Source organism: Curtobacterium sp. JUb34 (genome assembly GCF_003755065.1).
In the GTDB taxonomy this organism is placed as follows: Bacteria; Actinomycetota; Actinomycetes; order Actinomycetales; family Microbacteriaceae; genus Curtobacterium.
Genome location: NZ_RJVH01000001.1, coordinates 1,259,995 through 1,279,255 on the forward strand (window position 1 = coordinate 1,259,995; position 19,261 = coordinate 1,279,255).

Annotated in this window: 22 protein-coding genes and 1 tRNA gene; 15 read left to right on the forward strand and 8 right to left on the reverse strand. The window is 70.7% G+C overall.

Annotated features, from left to right (window positions below):
* Positions 1-3: 3 nt before the first annotated feature.
* Positions 4-249: a hypothetical protein gene (locus EDF63_RS06090; protein WP_148061738.1), complete on the reverse strand. Its 246-nt coding sequence runs from the start codon at positions 247-249 to the stop codon at positions 4-6.
* 109 nt (positions 250-358) lie between these two features.
* Between EDF63_RS06090 and EDF63_RS06095 the strand changes: the two genes are divergently transcribed.
* Complete coding sequence (locus tag EDF63_RS06095) at positions 359-736, forward strand: cold-shock protein (RefSeq protein WP_111085215.1); 378 nt, start codon at positions 359-361, stop codon at positions 734-736.
* 4 nt (positions 737-740) lie between these two features.
* Complete coding sequence (locus EDF63_RS06100; RefSeq protein ID WP_123312024.1) at positions 741-1,448, forward strand: DUF3027 domain-containing protein; 708 nt, start codon at positions 741-743, stop codon at positions 1,446-1,448.
* Positions 1,449-1,538: 90 nt separating this feature from the next.
* Here EDF63_RS06100 and serC read toward each other — a convergent pair whose 3' ends face one another.
* Positions 1,539-2,654, reverse strand: a complete 1,116-nt coding sequence (serC, locus tag EDF63_RS06105) for a phosphoserine transaminase (RefSeq protein ID WP_123312026.1) — start codon at positions 2,652-2,654, stop codon at positions 1,539-1,541.
* A gap of 174 nt (positions 2,655-2,828) precedes the next feature.
* On the opposite strand from serC, the gene EDF63_RS06110 reads away from it, so the two are divergent.
* The 3 genes from EDF63_RS06110 to EDF63_RS06120 all read left to right on the forward strand — a co-directional run bounded on the left by EDF63_RS06110 (position 2,829) and on the right by EDF63_RS06120 (position 5,622).
* Complete coding sequence (locus EDF63_RS06110; RefSeq protein WP_123312028.1) at positions 2,829-3,524, forward strand: metal-dependent transcriptional regulator; 696 nt, start codon at positions 2,829-2,831, stop codon at positions 3,522-3,524.
* A 177-nt stretch (positions 3,525-3,701) separates the two neighbouring features.
* Complete coding sequence (locus EDF63_RS19055; RefSeq protein ID WP_123312030.1) at positions 3,702-4,745, forward strand: C40 family peptidase; 1,044 nt, start codon at positions 3,702-3,704, stop codon at positions 4,743-4,745.
* A 382-nt stretch (positions 4,746-5,127) separates the two neighbouring features.
* Complete coding sequence (locus tag EDF63_RS06120; protein WP_123312032.1) at positions 5,128-5,622, forward strand: HNH endonuclease; 495 nt, start codon at positions 5,128-5,130, stop codon at positions 5,620-5,622.
* Between the two features lie 128 nt (positions 5,623-5,750).
* Here the strand turns inward: EDF63_RS06120 and EDF63_RS06125 are convergent, their stop codons facing one another.
* Positions 5,751-6,584: a CPBP family intramembrane glutamic endopeptidase gene (locus EDF63_RS06125; protein WP_123312034.1), complete on the reverse strand. Its 834-nt coding sequence runs from the start codon at positions 6,582-6,584 to the stop codon at positions 5,751-5,753.
* Between the two features lie 119 nt (positions 6,585-6,703).
* Between EDF63_RS06125 and EDF63_RS06130 the strand changes: the two genes are divergently transcribed.
* The 4 genes from EDF63_RS06130 to EDF63_RS06145 all read left to right on the forward strand — a co-directional run bounded on the left by EDF63_RS06130 (position 6,704) and on the right by EDF63_RS06145 (position 8,977).
* Positions 6,704-7,057, forward strand: a complete 354-nt coding sequence (locus EDF63_RS06130; protein ID WP_123312036.1) for a helix-turn-helix transcriptional regulator — start codon at positions 6,704-6,706, stop codon at positions 7,055-7,057.
* Positions 7,054-7,728 (forward strand): cation diffusion facilitator family transporter, encoded by a 675-nt coding sequence (locus EDF63_RS06135; RefSeq protein WP_123312038.1) that lies wholly within the window; start codon positions 7,054-7,056, stop codon positions 7,726-7,728. The genes EDF63_RS06130 and EDF63_RS06135 overlap by 4 nt, the downstream gene beginning before the upstream one ends.
* Before the next feature lie 57 nt (positions 7,729-7,785).
* Positions 7,786-8,889, forward strand: coding sequence for an epoxide hydrolase family protein (locus tag EDF63_RS06140; RefSeq protein WP_123312040.1), 1,104 nt, complete (start codon positions 7,786-7,788; stop codon positions 8,887-8,889).
* 13 nt (positions 8,890-8,902) lie between these two features.
* Positions 8,903-8,977 (forward strand) — tRNA-Arg (locus tag EDF63_RS06145).
* Positions 8,978-9,088: 111 nt separating this feature from the next.
* Here EDF63_RS06145 and EDF63_RS06150 read toward each other — a convergent pair.
* A complete protein-coding gene (locus EDF63_RS06150; protein WP_123312042.1) occupies positions 9,089-9,967 on the reverse strand; it encodes a hypothetical protein in 879 nt (292 codons plus the stop codon).
* The gene (locus EDF63_RS06155) at positions 9,964-10,518 is read right to left on the reverse strand and encodes an RNA polymerase sigma factor (RefSeq protein WP_123312044.1); all 555 of its coding nucleotides are present in this window, start codon (positions 10,516-10,518) and stop codon (positions 9,964-9,966) included. The genes EDF63_RS06150 and EDF63_RS06155 overlap by 4 nt, the downstream gene beginning before the upstream one ends.
* Positions 10,519-10,628: 110 nt before the next feature.
* Between EDF63_RS06155 and argG the strand changes: the two genes are divergently transcribed.
* A complete protein-coding gene (gene argG, locus EDF63_RS06160; RefSeq protein ID WP_123293324.1) occupies positions 10,629-12,071 on the forward strand; it encodes an argininosuccinate synthase in 1,443 nt (480 codons plus the stop codon).
* 122 nt (positions 12,072-12,193) lie between these two features.
* On the opposite strand, the gene EDF63_RS06165 is transcribed toward argG, so the two are convergent.
* Positions 12,194-12,907 carry an alpha/beta hydrolase gene (locus EDF63_RS06165; protein ID WP_123312237.1) on the reverse strand — a complete coding sequence of 238 codons (714 nt, stop codon included), beginning with the start codon at positions 12,905-12,907 and terminating at the stop codon, positions 12,194-12,196.
* Between the two features lie 213 nt (positions 12,908-13,120).
* Here EDF63_RS06165 and EDF63_RS18615 point away from each other — a divergent pair, with 213 nt between their 5' ends.
* Both EDF63_RS18615 and EDF63_RS06170 read left to right on the forward strand, forming a co-directional pair.
* Positions 13,121-13,288, forward strand: coding sequence for a hypothetical protein (locus EDF63_RS18615; RefSeq protein ID WP_185021300.1), 168 nt, complete (start codon positions 13,121-13,123; stop codon positions 13,286-13,288).
* Between the two features lie 40 nt (positions 13,289-13,328).
* On the forward strand, positions 13,329-13,940 hold the full coding sequence (locus tag EDF63_RS06170; RefSeq protein ID WP_123312046.1) for a copper resistance protein CopC: 612 nt from the start codon (positions 13,329-13,331) through the stop codon (positions 13,938-13,940).
* Between the two features lie 233 nt (positions 13,941-14,173).
* On the opposite strand, the gene EDF63_RS06175 is transcribed toward EDF63_RS06170, so the two are convergent.
* Both EDF63_RS06175 and EDF63_RS06180 read right to left on the reverse strand, forming a co-directional pair.
* On the reverse strand, positions 14,174-15,610 hold the full coding sequence (locus EDF63_RS06175; RefSeq protein WP_123312047.1) for an MATE family efflux transporter: 1,437 nt from the start codon (positions 15,608-15,610) through the stop codon (positions 14,174-14,176).
* A gap of 149 nt (positions 15,611-15,759) precedes the next feature.
* The gene (locus tag EDF63_RS06180) at positions 15,760-16,197 is read right to left on the reverse strand and encodes a MarR family winged helix-turn-helix transcriptional regulator (protein WP_123312049.1); all 438 of its coding nucleotides are present in this window, start codon (positions 16,195-16,197) and stop codon (positions 15,760-15,762) included.
* Positions 16,198-16,606: 409 nt separating this feature from the next.
* Here EDF63_RS06180 and EDF63_RS18620 point away from each other — a divergent pair, with 409 nt between their 5' ends.
* From EDF63_RS18620 to EDF63_RS06190, 3 genes are all read left to right on the forward strand, one after another.
* Entirely contained in the window at positions 16,607-16,774 is a 168-nt protein-coding gene (locus EDF63_RS18620) for a hypothetical protein (RefSeq protein WP_185021301.1), read from the forward strand.
* Between the two features lie 40 nt (positions 16,775-16,814).
* A complete protein-coding gene (gene nadE, locus EDF63_RS06185) occupies positions 16,815-17,642 on the forward strand; it encodes an ammonia-dependent NAD(+) synthetase (protein WP_123312238.1) in 828 nt (275 codons plus the stop codon).
* A 143-nt stretch (positions 17,643-17,785) separates the two neighbouring features.
* Positions 17,786-19,243, forward strand: a complete 1,458-nt coding sequence (locus EDF63_RS06190; protein ID WP_123312051.1) for a flotillin family protein — start codon at positions 17,786-17,788, stop codon at positions 19,241-19,243.
* Positions 19,244-19,261 lie beyond the last annotated feature (18 nt).

A 19,261-nucleotide genomic window follows, 5' to 3' on the forward strand; every position in this document is an offset into this window, starting at 1 on the left:
ACGTCAGCGAGCCGTCCGGTTGGCTCGTGCGCGACGCGTCCAGGTGATGCCGAGGAGCGTGAAGACCAGCACCATGCCGATCGGGAACCCGACGAGCGGGATCGCCATGATCACCGGCCACGGCATGGAGCCCTGCGCACTCGGGACCGTCAGCCACATGACGATCATCGCCGCCATGCAGAGGAACGCAGCGATGAAGATGCCACCGACCATGAACGCCAGAGCGCGTTCGGTACGATTGAACGTCACCGGGGGTTCTGCGGAATCCTGCGGGTTCCCGGTTGATCGGGTCGGATTGGCCATCGACCCAGGATATCCGACGCACCACGGCCGTACCACGACCTCGAGGAGTCCACGCATGCCCACCGGCAAGGTCAAGTTCTACGACGACGACAAGGGCTTCGGCTTCATCACCGGAGACGACGGCGACCAGGTCTTCCTGCACGCTTCCTCGCTGCCCGACGGCGTCGTGACCGTGAAGGCGGGATCCCGGCTCGAGTACGGCGTCGTGCAGGGCAAGAAGGGGTCGCAGGCACTGTCCGTGCGGCTCCTCGACCCGCAGCCGTCGTTGTCCCGGATGACCCGTCGCTCCGCAGACGACATGGCCGTGATCGTCGAGGACCTGGTGAAGGAACTCGACCGGATCAGCGGAGACCTCCGCCACGGCCGCTACCCGAAGAACGGCGATCGACTCGCCGCCATCCTGCGGCACGTCGCAGACCAGTTGGAGGCGTGACCCCATGACAGACAGCGACGCAGTACCTGTTGACTACACCGACCTGGCGCGGACCGCGCTGCTCGAGGTGACCCCGGAGTCGAGCATCGGCGCGCCCGTCGGCACCGTGGACGAGGGCGACGGCGTCGTCTCCGTCCTGTTCGCGAACCGCATGCCGGGGTACCCCGGCTGGCGCTGGACCGTCAGCGTCGCGAAGGTCGGCGACGAGGACCCCACCGTGCTCGAGGTCGAGCTGATGCCCGGCGACGGTTCGCTCGTGGCACCGGAGTGGGTGCCGTGGTCCGAGCGACTGGCCGAGTACCGGGCGGCGCAGGACCACGAGTCGGACGAGGAGTCCGACGACGATTCGGATGACGACGACGAGGACGACGACTTCGACGACGAGTCGGACGACGACTCGGACGAGGACGCCGACTACGACGACGCGGACGACGACGAAGCCGACGACGAGTCGGATGACGACGACGACTTCGACGCCGACGAGGACGACCTGGACGAGTCGGACGACGACGACATCGAGGGTGTGGACGTCGACGCGCTCGCCGAGGTCGACGATGACGCCTCCGACGGTGACGACGACACAGTCGACGAGGCTCCGCAGCCGCCCCGCCGTCGCCGCGCCCAGCGCGTGCGGCCGGTCGACCTGGACGCCGACCTCGTGGTCGACCAGCTCGACGCGGGCGAGGTCGACCCGGACTTCCACCGCTCCTGACCCGCACCGCCAGAACGACGAAGCACCACGGTCTCCCGTGGTGCTTCGTCGTTTCCCAGGTGTCCGCCGACCGGACGGCGGGGCGTGGGGTCAGCGCAGGGCGTCGACCGTGAAGTCGATCGCCTGCACGAGCTTCGCGACGTCGTCCGGGTCGATCGCGGTGAACGTCGCGACGCGCAGCTGGTTGCGGCCGAGCTTCCGGTACGGCTCGGTGTCGACGATGCCGTTCGCGCGCAGGGTCGCGGCGACGGCCTTGGCGTCGATCGAGTCGTCGAGGTCGATCGTGGCGACGACCTGCGAGCGGGCTGCGGGATCGGTGACGAACGGGGTCGCGTAGTCGACCGACTCGGCCCAGTCGTACAGCGTCGACGACGAGGTCTTCGTGCGGGTGTCCGCCCACGCCAGGCCGCCGGACTCGTTGATCCACCGGACCTGGTCGTCGAGCAGCAGCAGCGTCGAGATCGCCGGGGTGTTCAGCGTCTGGTTCAGGCGCGAGTTGTCGACGGCGTTCTTGAGCGACAGGAACTCCGGGATGTACCGGCCGCTCGCCGCGATGCGCTCGACGCGCTCGATCGCGGCGGGGGAGAACAGCGCGAGCCACAGGCCACCGTCGGAGGCGAAGTTCTTCTGCGGTGCGAAGTAGTAGACGTCGGTGGCGTCCACGTCGAACGCGGCACCACCGGCGGCGCTCGTGGCGTCGACGACCGTCAGTGCTCCGGCGTCACCGGCGGCGCGGACGACCGGGGCCATCACGCCGGTCGAGGTCTCGTTGTGGGGGTAGGCGTAGACGTCGACGCCGTCGATCGGCTCGAGCGCGGCGAGTGATCCGCCGGGGGCCTCGACGACGTGCGGCGCCTCGAGCCACGGTGCGCCGGCGGCCTTGGCGAACTTCGACCCGAACTCGCCGAAGGACAGGTTCTCCGCACGGCGTTCGATGAGGCCGAACGCGGCGGCGTCCCAGAAGGCGGTCGAACCGCCGTTGCCGAGGACGACCTCGTAGCCCTCGGGGACCTGGAACAGGTCGGCGAGCCCGGAGCGGACGCTGCCGACCAGGTCCTTCACGGGCTTCTGGCGGTGGGACGTGCCGAGGATCGTGGCCCCGCGCGTCACGAGGGACTCGAGCTGCGCGCCGCGGATCTTGGACGGTCCGCAGCCGAAGCGGCCGTCGGTGGGGAGGAGTTCGGCGGGGATGACGATGTCTGCCATGCGCCGATCCTACCGAGCGCGATCCCAGTGCTGGTGCGCCTGTACCGGCCGGACGGGGTTGCCCGGCGGGGTGCGGCTGCGGCGCTCTTCTTGCCCCGTGCAAGTGTCGGTCGGAGTTCGTCGGTCCGAACAAGTAGGGTGGTGGCCGCTGGGCCCAGACATGAGAGGCGGACCGTGACCGATCTCGTCGACACCACGGAGATGTACCTTCGCACCATCCTCGACTTGGAGGAGGAGGCGATCGTTCCGCTGCGCGCCCGCATCTCGGAGCGGCTCGGTCACTCGGGCCCGACGGTCTCGCAGACCATCGCCCGCATGGAGCGCGACGGCCTGGTCGTCGTCTCCGGCGACCGCCACCTGGAACTCACCGACGAGGGTCGTTCACGCGCCACCCACGTCATGCGCAAGCACCGTCTGGCGGAGCGACTGCTCGCCGACGTCATCGGGCTCGACTGGGCCTTCGTCCACGACGAGGCCTGCCGGTGGGAGCACGTCATGAGCGAGCAGGTCGAGGTCCGCCTGCTCGAGATGCTCGGCAACCCGACCGAGTCGCCGTACGGCAACCCGATCCCCGGCCTGGCCGAGATCGGCGGCCCCGCAGCCGCCGGGTTCCTCGACGGCGTGCAGAACATCGTCGCCGCGACCGAGGGCACCGACGCCGTCGCGACCGGCGTGATCCGACGTCTGGGCGAGCCCGTGCAGTTCGAACCCGAGCTCCTGCACCAGCTCCGCACGGCCGGCGTCATGCCCGGTCGGCTCGCGGGCGTGCAGCGCGCCGGGGCCTACGTCGCCGTGCGTGTCGAGGGCGAGGACTCGGGCATCGAGCTCCCCGTCGAGGTCGCGCAGCACGTGTACATCGAGCGGAACTGATTTCCCTGCTCTGACCAGGGCTTCTTAACCGTTTCGTTACAAACGGGCCGTTTCATCTCGACAAGGTAACGACGGCCCCGTACACTCGTCGAGTCCCCGCGCTGCGCCTGAGCCGGAGACCCGTGGCAGGACGTCTCGAACCCGTCTCCTGCCTCGATCGGAAACGATGACGAACGGATGGGGTTGCACGTCGCCGGACACCCACGGCAGCGTGATGACGAGACGCCGGAGACCACACCCTTGACGCAGACCGGTTCCGCCGCGGACGACCAGACGCCCGCGAACCCGACGAACACCGAGAACGCCACCGACGCCCCGCTCACCCGGCGGTCCGCCCGCCAGGCCGATGCGCGCCCGACCCGCAAGGTCGTCCCCGTGCGGTCCGCGCCGCTCCCCGGCGGCCGTCGTGCTGCGCAGGCTGCAGCCAGTGCCACCGCAGCGAAGGCCAGTTCGGCTTCGCGCAAGCGCAAGTTCCTCGCCCCCATCGTCCTGACGGTCGCCGCCGGCATGTTCGGCACCGTGGCGGTCGCACCGGCCTTCGCCGCGCAGCCCGCCACCGGCACCGACGCGGCGAACGCCCAGCGTCAGGTCCGCGCGACCGAGAGCCAGGAGTTCTCGGTGTCCGACGCGGTGGCCCTGGCCGGCACGAGCCGCGACGGCTACGGCGCGACCTCGACCGCGACGCTCGACGCCCGCGCAGCGGCGAAGCAGGCAGCGGCCGACCAGGCCGCGGCCTCGGAGCAGGCCGCAGCCGACGCCGAGGAGCAGGCGTCCGCGACCCAGGCCGCGCGTGCGCAGACCGCCGAGCAGTACGCCTCGTACACCGGCCCGTCCGCCGCCGACTACGTGGCCAGCTCGACCGCCGCGGACACCCCGTTCTCGCTGCCGGCCGTGGTCGCGACCGCCAAGCAGTACATCGGCACCCCGTACGTCTTCGGCGGCGCCGACCCGTCGGGCTTCGACTGCTCGGGCTACGTCATGTTCGTGTACGCGCAGTACGGCATCAACCTCGCGCACTCCGTGCCGCTGCAGGACCAGGCCGGCACCACGATCCCCGAGTCCGAGGCGCAGCCCGGTGACGTCGTCATCTTCAACAACGAGGCGCACGACGGCTTCTACATGGGCAACGGCATGATCATGGACGCCCCGAAGCCCGGTGGCTCCGTGTCGATCCGTCCGATCTGGACCAGCGACTACCACATCGTCCGCTTCGGCATCTGAGGCGTCTGCGGCGCCGCGGCGTCCGACCCGACCGCGGGGCATCGATCCCGTGAACATCGCCGGAACCGGCCCGTGCACCCTCGTGCCGGGCCGGTTTCTGACGTAGCCTGGCGCTGCACCGGTCCGCAAGGCCCCGAGCAGGGAGACCCCATGTCGATGTTCCGCACGACCCGAACCATGGGTCGGCGCGCGCGCATCGACATACGGTCGACCACCGCCTGCGTGCACGAGCACGCCCCTGCATGACGAGAGCACTGCCCATCCGGGTGGTGCTCTTCGTGGTTCAGGGGACGTGTGCGCGAGCGACGGTCACCTGCGAAGGACCCCGGTCCGACGCACCCGCAGCGCCTGGAAGCCGTCCAGGCACGTCGGAAGGGAACCAATGCGCACTCTCGTCCTCAACGCCGGTTACGAGCCCCTCGCGGTGATCTCGTTCCGACGAGCCCTCGTGCTGGTCATGAACCAGAAGGCCTCCGTCGTCGCCGCCGACCTCGAACACCCGGTCACCGGGTCGACGTCGAGCTACGACCGTCCGTCCGTCATCATCCTCACCCGGTACGTGCGCATCCCGCACTCGAGACTCGTGCCGGTGTCGCGGCGAGGCGTCCTGCGCCGTGACGCGAACCGGTGCGCGTACTGCGACCGGCACGCGACGACCATCGACCACGTGCAGCCGAAGTCGCGCGGCGGGCAGGACTCGTGGGAGAACCTCGTGGCCTGCTGCCTGGCCTGCAACAACGAGAAGGGTGACCGCACCCCGCAGGAGATGGGGTGGCGGCTGCGCTTCCGTCCGAAGATCCCGCACGGTTCGTCGTGGGTCGTTCGCGGCATCGAACGTCCGCAGGCCGAGTGGGACGAGTACCTGGTGGCCGCGTAGCGGCCTGCGCCACGTTTCGTGAGCAGGAATGGTCGGGATCGCCGACCCGACCATTCCTGCTCACCGTGTTCGGACTGGAGGCGCATGGCGAACCCGCCACGTGCCTCCAGTCCGTCAGGTGGGTGCGTTCAGAGCGCGCGCTTGCGGCCCGGCAGGAGGAAGACCGCAACGATGCCGAAGGCGATGTAGACGAAGTTGAACAGCGACGCGAAGGTGACCAGCGCGTGCGATCCGCCGGTCACGACGGCGTGTGCGTCGTTGAGCCCGCCCGCCGCCATCAGGGTGGTGGGGTCGGTGAGGGCGTGCAGGAGCATCGGGACGATCAGCCACCGGCTCACCCTGAGCGCGAGGAACATCATCGCGCCGAAGCCCATCGCGTAGCCGACCGTCGCGAACACGAGCAGCGGGTTGCCGCCGCCGAGCAGGTTCTGCAGGTGGATCAACCCGAAGACGACCGACGACAGCACGTAGACCGCACGCTCGCTGTACCCGTGGTGTTCGAGCAGCTCGACCGTGAGACCCCGGGTGAGCAGTTCTTCGGCAAAACCGACGCAGAGGCCGAAGAACAGGATTGCGAGGACGAGCGTGGGGGTGAACCGGGACCAGTCGGTGCCGGCGAGCTTCATCACCGGCGGGACGACGGTGATGACGACCGCGATCCACATCCACCGCGGGGCGCGTGCAGTGCGCCGGCGGAACAGGGGCGGCAACCACCCGAGTGAGCGCGCGAACAGCAGCAGGAGCAGGCCCATCAGGCCGATCGGCAGGATCGAGGCCAAGAGCACGCTCGCGGGGTCGCCGTACAGGTCGTCGAGGTCGATGAACGGCCGCACGAACAGGCCGATCAGCTGACTGATGCCGAGGTACACGAGCAGGTAGACGGCGGCGAGGAGGATCGAACGCCACCACCCGCCGCGTGCCCAGAAGCGTTGCCACGCGTTCTCGGTCGTCTGATCCGTCATGTGGTTCCCCTGTGGTGTGTGTGGTGCCTGGTGGGTGGCTGACGGTCTCAGCCTGCCGCATCCCGGGTCCGCCTGCCGATGGGGATCCAATAGGTCAGCGAACGCTGTATGGTCAGTGCATGCTGACCACTGCACCGCGGCTCGACGTCATGCACCGGCTCGGCCGGGCGATGGCGGACCGGACACGATCCCGGATCCTGCTCGAGATGCTCGAGGCGCCGGTCCACCCGGGCCGGCTCGCGACCGACCTGGGGCTCACCCGCTCGAACGTCTCGAACCACCTCGCCTGCCTGCGCGGATGCGGGATCGTCGTCGCCGTGCCCGAGGGGCGCTCCACCCGGTACGAGATCGCCGACCCGCACCTCGGGGCCGCGATCCGCTCGCTTCTCGAGGTCGTGCTCGCCGTCGACGACGGCGAAGCGTGCACCGACGAGGACTGCGACGTCCCGCTCTGCTGCGGACCCGGCGCATGACCGGGGTGACGGCTGCGGTCGTCCCCGACCGCCGACGAGTGCTGCAGCGACGGATCCGGTGGATCGTCGCTGCGACGATCACGTACAACGTCATCGAGGCGGTCATCGCGATCGCCGCCGGTTCGGTGGCGTCCTCGACAGCCCTCATCGGCTTCGGACTCGACTCCGTCGTCGAGGTCCTGTCCGCCGCTGCGGTTGCATGGCAGTTCGCCGGGCCGGACCCCGAAGCGCGGGAACGCGTCGCGCTCAAGGTCATCGCGGTCTCCTTCTTCGGGTTGGCGCTGTACGTCACGGTCGACGCGGTGCTGACCCTGACCGGGGTGCGCGAGCCGGAGCACAGCCCCGTCGGGATCGTGCTGGCGGCGGTGAGCCTTGCCGTGATGCCGTTCCTCAGCCTGCTCGAACGTCGTACCGGCAAGGAGCTCGGTTCGGCATCGGCGATCGCCGACTCGAAGCAGACCCTGGTGTGCAGCTACCTGTCCGCCGCGGTGTTGATCGGTCTGCTCCTGAACACGCTGTTCGGGTGGTCGTGGGCTGATCCGGTCGCCGGCTTGGTCGTCGTCGTGTTCGCGGTGCGCGAGGGGCTCGAGGCCTGGCGCGGTGACGCCTGCAAGCAGCCGGTCGGCGCCCTGACCGGCGAGCGTGCGAGCGACGCCTGCGACTGCTGCTGACGACGTCGGACGGCGCCCGCGGTCCGGGTGTCGGTCCCGCTGAGTAGCGTCGCCGCCATGGGCGAGACACCGCAGATCGACGACGCGACCATCGAGGACCTCCGCGCGCGACTGCGTGCCACGCGGTGGCCGGATGCTCCCGCCGGCGCCGGGTGGTCGCTCGGGGCGGACGTCGACGAACTCCGGGCACTCATCGCGTACTGGGCCGACGGCTTCGACTTCGACGCGCACCGGGCACAGCTCGCCGCGCTGCCCAGCCGACGGCTGACGATCGACGGCACCGGGATCCACGTGCTGCACGCCCGAGCCAGCACGCCCGACGCGTTGCCGCTCCTGCTCGCGCACGGCTGGCCCGACTCCGGGTGGCGGTACCGCAAGGTCCTGCCGATGCTCGTCGAGGCCGGGTTCGACGTGGTCGTACCGGACATGCCCGGGTACGGGTTCTCCGAGGCCCCGCCGCAGCCGATCGACGCCCGCGCGGTCGCCGGCATGTGGGCAGAGCTGATGACGGAGCTGGGATACGAGCGGTTCGCCGTCGCCGGCGGGGACATCGGCACGCACGTCGCCCGCTACCTCGCGCTCGACCACGCCGACCGGGTGGTCGCCGTGCACCGCATCGACGGCGGGCTCGCCTGGCCTGGCATCGACCTCGACACGTTGTCGCCGGAGGAACGCGGGTTCGTCGCCGCGACCGCCCGCTGGCGCGACGCCGAGGGCGCCTACGCGATGATGCACCGCACCAAGCCGCAGACCGTCGCGGTCGGCCTGAACGACTCACCCGCCGGGCTCGCCGCGTGGATCGTCGAGAAGCTCCGGTCGTGGAGTGACTGCGACGGCGACCTGTGGTCGGTGTACACGCAGGACGAGGTGCTCGCGCTGCTGACCGAGTACTGGGCCACCGGCACGATCGGCTCGGCGATGCGGATGTACCACGCGAACGCCGCGATCCCGCCGGAGCAGTCGGCCCGACGGGTCGAGGTGCCCTCCGGGTTCTCGATGTTCCCCGGCGACCTCGTGGAGCCGCCGCGCGCATGGCTCGAGCGGACGACGAACCTGGTGTCCTACCGGATGATGCCGCGCGGGGGACACTTCGCGCCGTTCGAGCAGCCGGCGCTGTACGTCGACGAGCTCACGACCTTCCTGGAGCCGTTCCGCCGCTAGAGTGGACGGGCCAGCCTCTGTAGCTCAATGGAAGAGCAGTTCCGTCCTAAGGAAACGGTTGGGGGTTCGAGTCCCTCCAGGGGCACCAGCAGGTCGAGGGGTTCGAGTCCCTGCAGCGCCGTCCAGGGGCACCAGCAGGTCGAAGGGGGTTCGCGTCCCTGCAGCGCCGTCCAGGGGCACCGAAGCCTTGCGCCGCGGATCACCCCGCGGCCGGCGGGTCCTCCGGGATCGGGTGCTCGCCCTGCCAGATCGTGTCGACCTGCTCGAACTCGCGCGGTGCGCACTGCGTGTCGAGGACGTCGACGGCTTCGGTCGGCGTCGACCAGATGTACCACGGGCCGGCGCCGGGGCCCGTGCTCGACCACAAGCCGTCGGCGTACCACGACGGCGCCACGTCGCCGATCGGGTGCCCCGCCTGCGCCATGCAGGCCGCGAGCCGGTCGAAGGCGGCGGTGTACTCGGCCAGGGTGATGGTCCCGTCGGCGATCGCAGCCTGCTGCTGGGGCGAGGGCTGCGCGATCCGTGCCGACCGTGCCCACGACGCCCACACGGCGTAGCGGGCACCGCCGCCACCGGAGACCGACACGGCGGCCGCTCCGGATCCGGTCAGCGGGGAGAGGCTCCATCGCGGCATGGAACCCGGCGTGCACGCGACGGCGTCGGCGACGGTCGTCCCGCCGACCTCGACCGTGAAGGTGCCGGGGTCGAGACACTCCCACGTGAGCGTCACCCGGTCGGCTCCCTCCGGCCGAGCGCCGAGGGAGAACGAGGCGTCGCCGTGGGTGACGGTGAACGCGGGGGAGCCGAGCATCGATGCGTGGTTGACCTCGACCGTCCCGTAGCGGGTCGTCGTCGCGAGCAGATCCTCGCGTGCCCTGTCCGCGGTGGCGCCGGGGAGCGCCGCAGCCGTGATCCCTCCGGTGAGTCCGGCGCCGACGGCGAAGGCCGTCACGACCGCGGCGACCGTGCCGCGAGTGGGTCGTCGTCGCCGCGGACGCGCGGGGTGGGCCGTTGCGTCGACGTCGGCGACGAGGGCGTCGCGCATCGCGGCGAGACGAGGGGAGATGTCGTCGTTCACAGTGTGCCTCCGAGGGGTTCCGCTGACGTCGAGTACTGCTGCTGGAGTCGTGCCTTCGCCCGGTGGAGCCGGGACTTCACGGTGCCCGGTGCGACCCCGAGGGCTGCGGCCGCTTCGCGTTCGCCGAGGCCTTCGAGCACGCAGAGGGTGAGGACCCGCTGGTCTGCGATCGGGAGCCCGCGCAACGCTGCGACCGCTTCGGCGTCGGTGAACGACTCTGCGGGGTCGGGAGCGGGGTCGTCGACCGGGAACCTCCCGAGGAAGAGCCGGTGACGGCGCGTGGCGCGGGTCAGGTTGTGCGCGGTGTTCGTCGCCGTGACGAGCAGCCAGGGCAACATGGAGTCGTCGACGAAGCGGACGCGTTCGCGCTTCCGCCAGGCCTCGAGGAACGCGATGGCCACGACGTCGTCGGCGTCGACCGGTGTGGGGACGAGGCCGACGGCGTGCCGGCGCAGGCGTGGGGCGTGGCGGTCGAAGACCCGTCCGACCGCTCGGCCGTCGCCGGCCATGCCCAGCGCCCAGTCCGCTCGGTCCCCCGTGATCTGGTTCATGCCCTGTATTGTCCGGGCGCAGCGGATCGGTTCCCGGTTCGCGGGACGAGTTCTCCACAACCGTCGCGCTGGACGGTAGCGTGCCCCGGTCTCCCCGTACGATTGACCCCGTGTCCAAGGTCCTGAGCAGTCTCCCCGTCGGCGAACGAGTCGGCATCGCGTTCTCAGGGGGTCTCGACACCTCCTGCGCCGTTGCCTGGATGCGCGAGAAGGGGGCGATCCCCTGCACGTACACGGCTGACATCGGTCAGTACGACGAGCCGGACATCGACGCCGTCCCGAGCCGCGCCCACGAGTACGGTGCCGAGATCGCGCGCCTGGTCGACGCGAAGAGTGCCCTGGTGGAAGAAGGCCTCGTCGCCCTGCAGACCGGCGCCTTCCACATCCGTTCCGGCGGCAAGACCTACTTCAACACGACGCCCCTCGGTCGTGCGGTGACGGGCACGATGCTCGTCCGCGCGATGAAGGAGGACGGCGTCGACATCTGGGGCGACGGCTCCACCTACAAGGGCAACGACATCGAGCGGTTCTACCGCTACGGCCTGATGGCGAACCCGCGTCTGCGCGTCTACAAGCCGTGGCTGGACTCCGAGTTCGTCGAGGAGCTCGGCGGCCGCAAGGAGATGAGCGAGTGGCTCGTCGCCCGCGGCTTCCCGTACCGCGACTCCACCGAGAAGGCGTACTCGACCGACGCCAACATCTGGGGTGCCACGCACGAGGCGAAGAGCCTCGAGGAGCTCTCGAGTGGCCTGGACATCGTCGAGCCGATCATGGGCGTCGCCGCCTGGCGTGACGACGTCGAGGTCGCCACCGAGGTCGTCAGCATCCGCTTCGAGGCCGGACGCCCCGTCGCGATCAACGGCGAGGAGTACACGGACGCTGTCGCACTCGTCTACGAGGCGAACGCGATCGGCGGTCGTCACGGCCTCGGCGCGTCCGACCAGATCGAGAACCGCATCATCGAGGCGAAGAGCCGCGGCATCTACGAGGCACCGGGCATGGCCCTGCTGCACATCGCGTACGAGCGGCTGCTCAACGCGATCCACAACGAGGACACCGTCGCGTCGTACCACAACGAGGGCCGCCGACTCGGGCGACTGATGTACGAGGGCCGTTGGCTCGACCCGCAGTCGCTCATGCTCCGCGAGTCCCTGCAGCGCTGGGTCGCTTCGGCCGTCACGGGCGAGGTCACGCTGCGCCTGCGTCGCGGCGACGACTACACGATCCTCGACACCACCGGTCCGGCGCTGTCCTACCACCCTGACAAGCTCTCGATGGAGCGGGTCGGCGACGCCGCCTTCGGTCCGGACGACCGCATCGGTCAGCTGACGATGCGCAACCTCGACATCGCGGATTCCCGCTCAAGGCTCGAGCAGTACGCGGCCGCCGGTCTCATCGGTGGTGCGACGGCCGAGCTCGTCGGTGAGCTCGAGGCGGGCGAGTCCGAGGAGATCCTCGGCGGCGCCGTCATCGCCTCGGACGCCGAGGACGCGCTCGGTCGTCGGACGGACCTCGCCTCCGAGGGCGCGGCCTTCGACTCCGGCACCGACTGACGAGCGCAGAGCGACGTGACCGGTACCACACGACCGGTCGCGCGCCGTGGACGCGCAAAGAGCCTGACGGGAGGCGCGGTGCCAGCTGGCACCGCACCTCCCGTCCGTCGCCCTGCCCCGGCTCAGGCCGTGGCACTTCCGAGCAGCAGCTCCAGCTGCTCGACGACCAGGTCGGGCCGCGTGATGAACGGGTGGTGCCCGGTCGACACGTCGACGCTCCGCGTCGCCCGCGCCGCGTGCGCGCGCTGCAGGCCGACGGTGGTGCTGCGGTCCTCGGTGCAGACGAGGTAGGTCGAGCCGACGTCCTGCCACCCGGCTGCCGTCGTCGGCGTCACGAACGCCCCCGCCGTCTGGGCGGTCACCCGGTCCCAGGCGGCGCGTTGGGTGCTCGTGTCGGCGTCCTGCAGGAAGCGCGCACCGAAGGACGCGGCGTCGTACCCGGCGACGGCCAGGACTCCGTCACCGGCCGGACCGATCGACACGGGGTCGGGCTCGTCGGCCATGATGCCGGCCTGCGCGGAGCCGACGTCGGGCAGGTACGAGGACACGTACAGCAGCTGTGCGACGGCGTCGTGGCGTCCGGCCTCGGCGATCACGGTGCCGCCGTAGGAGTGCCCGACGACGATCGCCCCGTCGCTGTCGTCGAGGGCGGCACGCAGGGCGGCTGCGTCCTCGGCGAGCCCGCCCTCGGGGTGTCCCGCCGGTCCCTCGCCGCAGGAGGGCAGGGCGACCGCCCGACTGCGGATGCCGGTGCGGCTGTGCAGCAGGTCAGCGGTGGGCTGCCACCACCAGGCACCGTCGCGGACGAGGGCGCCGTGGACGAAGAGGATCTCCATGCGTCGACGGTACGGCCGACCAGCCAGCGGCGCGCGGTCGGCCGAGAAGCGCATCGCGCTCGACGACGTCGGACGGAACCCCTACCGTGGAGGTACCGGATCGGTCATCAGGGACCCGTCGTCACGATGCTCCTCACAGATGTGGGGTCTGGCACAGCGGGTCGATCCGGACGAATCCGAGATGCGCATCATCTCGACGAAGGGCTGGTCATCATGACCGCCAGAATGCAGAACGACTGGCACCGCCACGGTCTCCGGTCGCCCGAGGACCTCGAAGCCCTCGTGGCCGAGCGCCTCGAAGGCACGGGCCACGCTTCCACCGCCACGGGCGACGCTCGGCGCGAGCCGTCCTACGCCGACTTCCTCGGCGAGCAGATCTGACCCGTCCGGTCCGCTGCTCTACGGCTTGTAGAGTCTGTGCATGCGGACAGGACGAACGACGGCAGCTTCCCTCGCGATCGTCATCGGTGGGTTGTTCGCGATCCTCGGGGTCCAGCCGGCCTCGGCGCACTCGGCGCTGACGAGCAGCACGCCCGCTGACGGCGCGGTCGTCACCGAGCCGCTCGACCGGATCGACCTGACGTTCAGCGAGGCACCGCTCGCGGGTCTCGACGCTGGACTGCGGATCCAGGTCACCGACGCCGACGGCACCGACGTGTCGACGGGCGACGTGACCGTGTCCGGCATGACGATGGGCAAGGCCGTCGAGCTCGAGAACGGCGCGTACACGGTGCTCTGGCGGTACGTGTCGCCGGACGGGCACCCGATCGACGGCTCGTACGGGTTCGAGTACCGGGCCGCGGTCGCGACACCGTCCGCGACGACTCCGCCGACGTCGGAACCGGTGTCTCCGTCTCCGACGTCGACCGCGACGGCCACCGGGGCCTCGGACGGTGCCCCTGACTCCGCGCCCGGGATCGCGCCCGGCGTCTGGGTCGCGCTCGGCGCCGGCACGGTCCTCGCCGCTGGTGCCGTCGTCGTGCTCCTCCTGCGCCGCGGCGGCGGCGGCGGCCGCGGCCGCGGCCGCGCGTAGCGCGCCCCGCTCACTTCGTGAGCAGAAATGGTCGGGTCGCCTTCCGGGACCCGACCATTTCTGCTCACCATGCGCCGTGCCTGCGACCCGGCACGCACCGGACGGGAGGCCCGCCACCCGGCCGGCACGGGCCTCCCGTCCGACGCCGGCCGCGTTCACCCCGCTTCGTGAGCAGAAGAGGTCGGGTCCTGGAACGGGACCCGACCTCTTCTGCTCACCATGCGAACGCGGCGCTACGCGGCGGGCGCCTCCGCGAGCGCGGCGTCCGCCCGCTCCTCGCTGCCGGCGGCCAGACCGCGGGCGATCTTCCCGCGCGATGCCAGCCACAGCACCAGGGCGGCCACGAACACGATGACCTCGGTGACGGTGAGCGCCCAGATGATCCCGGCGAGCCCGAACCACACGTTGCCGACGATCACGATCGGGACGAACAGCACGCCCTGTGCCAGCGACAGCACCATCGCGGGCAGCACCATGCCGGTCGCCTGGAACAGCGAGGTGAGCAGCCCCGTGAACCCGTTCACGATCGCGGCGACGAGCTGTGCCGTCAGGATCGTCAGGCCGATCGCGAGTACCGAGTGGTCACCGGAGAAGATCGTGAAGACCTGCTCGCGGAACGTGAACACCGCGCCCGAGAACACGAGGACGATCGCGCCGACCGTGACGGCGGCTCCGCGCAGGGCGGCCCGGAGCCGTGCGGCGTCGCCCTTGCCGAACGCGTAGGCGAGCAGCGGCAGGACACCGATCGTGACGCCCATCACCAGGAACTCCGGGACCTGCGCGATGCGGACCGCGACGCCCATGGCGGCGAGCGGGTCGTCGCCGTAGGCGGCGGCGAGGTTGTTGAGCACGAGTGTGGTGACGATCAGGAAGGCCGACTGCAGCAGTTCGCCGACGCCGATGCCGAAGACGGGCTTCAGGACGTCGGCGCGGAGGGTGAACCACTTCGGGGCGAAGCTGACGTTCTCGCTGTTCCGCTGCAGCCAGGTCACCCAGTAGGCGATCGACACGACGTTCGCGAGCCCGACGGCCAGTGCAGCGCCGCCGACACCCCAGTGCAGCACGAGGATGAAGAGCACGTCGAAGACCAGGTTGCCGACGGTCGACAGGACGAGGCCGATCATCGCCTGGCGTGCAGCGCCCTCGGAGCGGACGATCTGCTCGAGCGCGAACGACGAGGCGAGCACCGGAACGAACGCGAGCATCACGGCGACGTACTCGCTCGTGGCGGGGACCGCTGCGGCGTCGGCGCCGAGCACGGCGACGAGCGGGCGCAGGAACACGAGCCCGACGACGGCCAGGACCGCGCCGGTGACGACGGCACCCCACAGCGCGAACGAGGCGACGTGCTTGATGTCCCGGGCCTTGGCGGGGTCGTGCTCCGAGGCACCGAGCAGGCGCGACATCAGGGCGCTGCCGCCGACACCGAACACGCCGCCGACGGCCATGACGATGCCGAGCAGCGGGGTGCCGAAGGTGATCGCGGCGAGGAGCGACGTGTCGTGCTGCGCGCCGATGAAGCCGGCGTTGATGACGTTGTACAGGGCGCTGACGACCATCGCGGCGGCCATCGGCACGCACAGGTGCACGAGGGCCCGGGCGATCGGGGCGGCGGAGAGGTACCAGCGGTTCGTGGCCGCGGCGGTGTTCTCGGGGGTCGTGGTGGTCATGACTGCCTCCTTCTGGGCAGGGCGGAGGGCGCGACGGGATGTCGTCGCGTGCGGGGGTGGGGCCGGGAGGCCCGTGGCGCGTCGAGCGCGCCGGTGACGTCGGTCCCGGGGCGGCGCTCCCGCGTCGGGGACGTTGCCGGGTCGGGGCGCTACCGCGTCGGCGGTGCGAGCTCCGCGGTCACCTTCTGCAGCAGACGCTGCAGGGTGGCCCGTTCGTCGGGGTCGAGTGGTGCGAGCAGGGTGTCGTCGAGGGCGACCATCGCGTCGGTGAAGCCGGCGATGAGGTCGGTGCCCGCCGGGGTGGCGTGCACGGTCTTCGTCCGGCCGTTCGTGGCGTCGGGGCGTCGTTCGACGAGGCCACGCCGCTCGAGGCCCTGCAGGAGGCTCGAGACACTGGCCGCGCTGGTCCGGGTGATCTCGGCGATGTCGCGTTGGATCGCCCCGGGGTTCTGCTGCAGGTACCCGAGCACGAAGCTCTGCTCGCGGGTGAGGTCCCGATCGCGGACCCACTCGTCGGCCGCCTTGCGCTGTGCCCATCCGATCCACCGCATGAGTTCGAGCGGGGTGGTGAGGTCCGGTGCCTGCATGATCAGGACTCTAACTGTTTGATCTCTAACTGTCAACGAGCGGTCCTCCACCGTCCGACCCCGGAACGGGGGTATGGGCCGGGGGCACGCCCCTGGTAGCTTGCACAGGAAGGCGGCCTCACCACCCGTCGTCCTCGGTCTGGCACCGGACCGTTCAGGTCTCCCGACGCACCGCCGGGGGATGGATCAGCAGTGGCGGACCTCCGCCCGGGAAAGGGACCCATGACTCGCACTGCGCTCCGGGCGCGACGCCACCGGCGTCCATGACCTCCGACGCGCGCCGGCGGGTACCGGCGTGCGTCTCCACGGGGCCGCGGCGTTCGGGTCGCCTCGGGCCCTCCGGTGCGGTGGCGGTTCGGGCCGCTGCCGCACCGGACATCCGCACCACCACGAGTCTGTGAGGACCACCGTGCACGATCACGACACCCACCCGCTCGACCGTCGGGTCGGCCCGCCGCACGTCGAGCGGTTCCGGCTGACGCAGACCGCCGAGACCCTCGGCGTCGTCTGCACCTGCGCGATCGGCGTCGACCACGACAACACGATCCGGCCGGTCGGCGCAGAACCAGTCCGCTGAACGCTGTGCACACCGGCCGGTGCAGCGGGATACTGGGGTGGTGCGTGAACTCCAAGCCGCCATCGCCGCGGACCTCAACGTCCAGCCGACCATCGAGCCGGAGCAGGAGATCGCCCGCCGTGTCGGGTTCCTCCGCGACTACCTGCTCACGACCGGCGCGAAGGGGTTCCTGCTCGCCATCAGCGGCGGCCAGGACTCCACGCTCGCCGGGCGCCTGACCCAGCTCGCCGTCGAGTCGCTCCGCGCCGAGGGGCACCCCGCCGAGTTCACGACCGTCCGCATGCCGTACCGCGTGCAGGCCGACGAGGAGGACGCCCAGCTCGCCCTGCAGTTCATCGGGGCCGACCCGGGCATCACCGTCAACATCGAGCACGGTGTCGACGGGGTCATGCAGGACACCGCTGCCTCCGGAGTCGAGCTGAGCGACTTCGTGAAGGGCAACGTCAAGGCCCGGATGCGCATGGTCGCCCAGTACGCCGTCGCCGGCCAGCGCGGGCTGCTCGTCGTCGGGACCGACCACGCGGCCGAGGCGGTGACCGGCTTCTTCACGAAGTACGGCGACGGCGGCGTCGACCTCACGCCGCTCACCGGCCTGTCGAAGAGCCAGGGGCGGCAGCTGCTCGAGCACCTCGGCGCCCCGGCCCGCCTGTACGAGAAGGCCCCCACCGCGGACCTGCTCGACGAGACGCCCGGCCAGACCGACGAGGCGAACCTCGGGCTGTCCTACGCCGAGATCGACGCCTACCTGCAGGGGCGCGACGTGCCGCTCGAGGTCGCCGAGGCGATCGAGGCGCGCTACCGCGCGACCGAGCACAAGCGCCAGGTGCCGGCGACGCCCTTCGACGACTGGTGGCGTGCGGGCGCGTAGGCGCTGACGCGACCATCGACAGGAGGCGCGCTGCAGGGGATCCTGCAGCGCGCCTCCTGTCCGTCCGCGCGGTCTCCTAGGATGGGAGCCGACGGAACAACAGATGCGGAATCCAGGCTGTCGCCTGGTCCGGAGGGGGAGTCATGGAAGTCCTGTTCGCGCTCGGAGCCATCCCGCTGATCATCGTGGGGATCATCGTCCTCGCCGTGATCGCGCTGATCTACGCGAAGGTCGTGTACCGCAACGCCGGCGCCGACGAAGCGCTCATCATCACCGGCAAGCGCTCGCGCAAGGTCAAGAACGACGACGGCACCGAGACCGTCGAGTCCGGCATCAAGGTCGTCCTCGGCGCTGGCGTCCTGGTCCGGCCGTTCTTCGAGAAGGTCGCGAAGCTCTCGCTCAGCTCGCGGGCGATCGACATCAACGTCAACGCCCAGGACTCCCGCGGCGTGACGATCGACGTCGAAGCGGTCGCGCTCGTCAAGGTGGGCGAGACCGACGCCTCGATCCGGGCGGCCGCGCAGCGGTTCCTCGGGCAGGAGAAGAAGATCGACGACTTCGCGCGCGAGGTCCTGTCGGGTTCGCTCCGTGCGTCGATCGGTGCGACCGACGTGTCCACGATCATCCGCAACCGCGACCAGCTCACCGTCGCGGTGCTCGACGTGGCGAAGGACGCCCTGCACAGCCAGGGCCTCGACGTCGACTCCTTCGAGATCAAGGGCATCTCGGACCGCAACGAGTACATCAGCGACCTCGGCCGTGCCGAGCGCGCCCGCGTCCGGCTCGAGGCGGAGAACGCCGAGGCGCAGGCCGACCGCGAAGCGCGAGAGGCCCGTGCCACCGCGGACCAGGCCATCGCCGAAGCCGAGAACACCCTGGCGATCCGTCGTGCCGCGCTGCAGCTCGACGCCGACCGTGCGTCGGCCGAGGCCGCAGCCGCCGGGCCGCTCGCTCAGGCCCGTGCGGCGCAGGGCGTCGTCGAGCAGGAGCAGATCACCGCGCAGAAGCGTGCGGAGCTGCGGCGTGCCGAGCTCGAGTCCGAGGTCTCCGCCGTCGCCGAGGCGCAGGCGCGCAAGACCCGTGTCGAGGCCGAAGCGGCCGCCGGTGCCCAGGTCGAGACCGCTCGTGCCCAGGCCGAGGCCCGTCGCATCTCGGCCGAGGCGATCGCCGCCGAGGCGAAGGCCGAGTCCGAGGCCCGCAAGCTGGCCGCCGACGCCTCCCGTGCCGAGGGTGAGGCAGCTGCCGACGCGATCCGTGCCAAGGGTCAGGCCGAAGCGGACGCCACGAAGGCCCAGGCCGACGCACTCGCACAGCACTCCGAGGCCGTCCTGCGCGTCAAGGCCATCGAGACGCTGCCGAGCATCGCCCGCGAGCTCGCGGCGCCGATGGGCAACATCGACAAGCTGACCGTAGTGTCCTCGGACGGCGCCGGCGCGCTGTCGAAGAGCGTCGTGAGCCAGTTCAGCGAGGTCGACGCCCTGCTCGGGACGACCGCCGGGTTCACCCTGAGTGACATCGTCAAGAGCGCGACGACGGGACAGGCAGCAGCCCGGGCCGTCGTCCGCGAGCAGTCCACCAGCGTCGCGGAGCCGACCGAGTAGTCGCAGCGGGACGCGCAG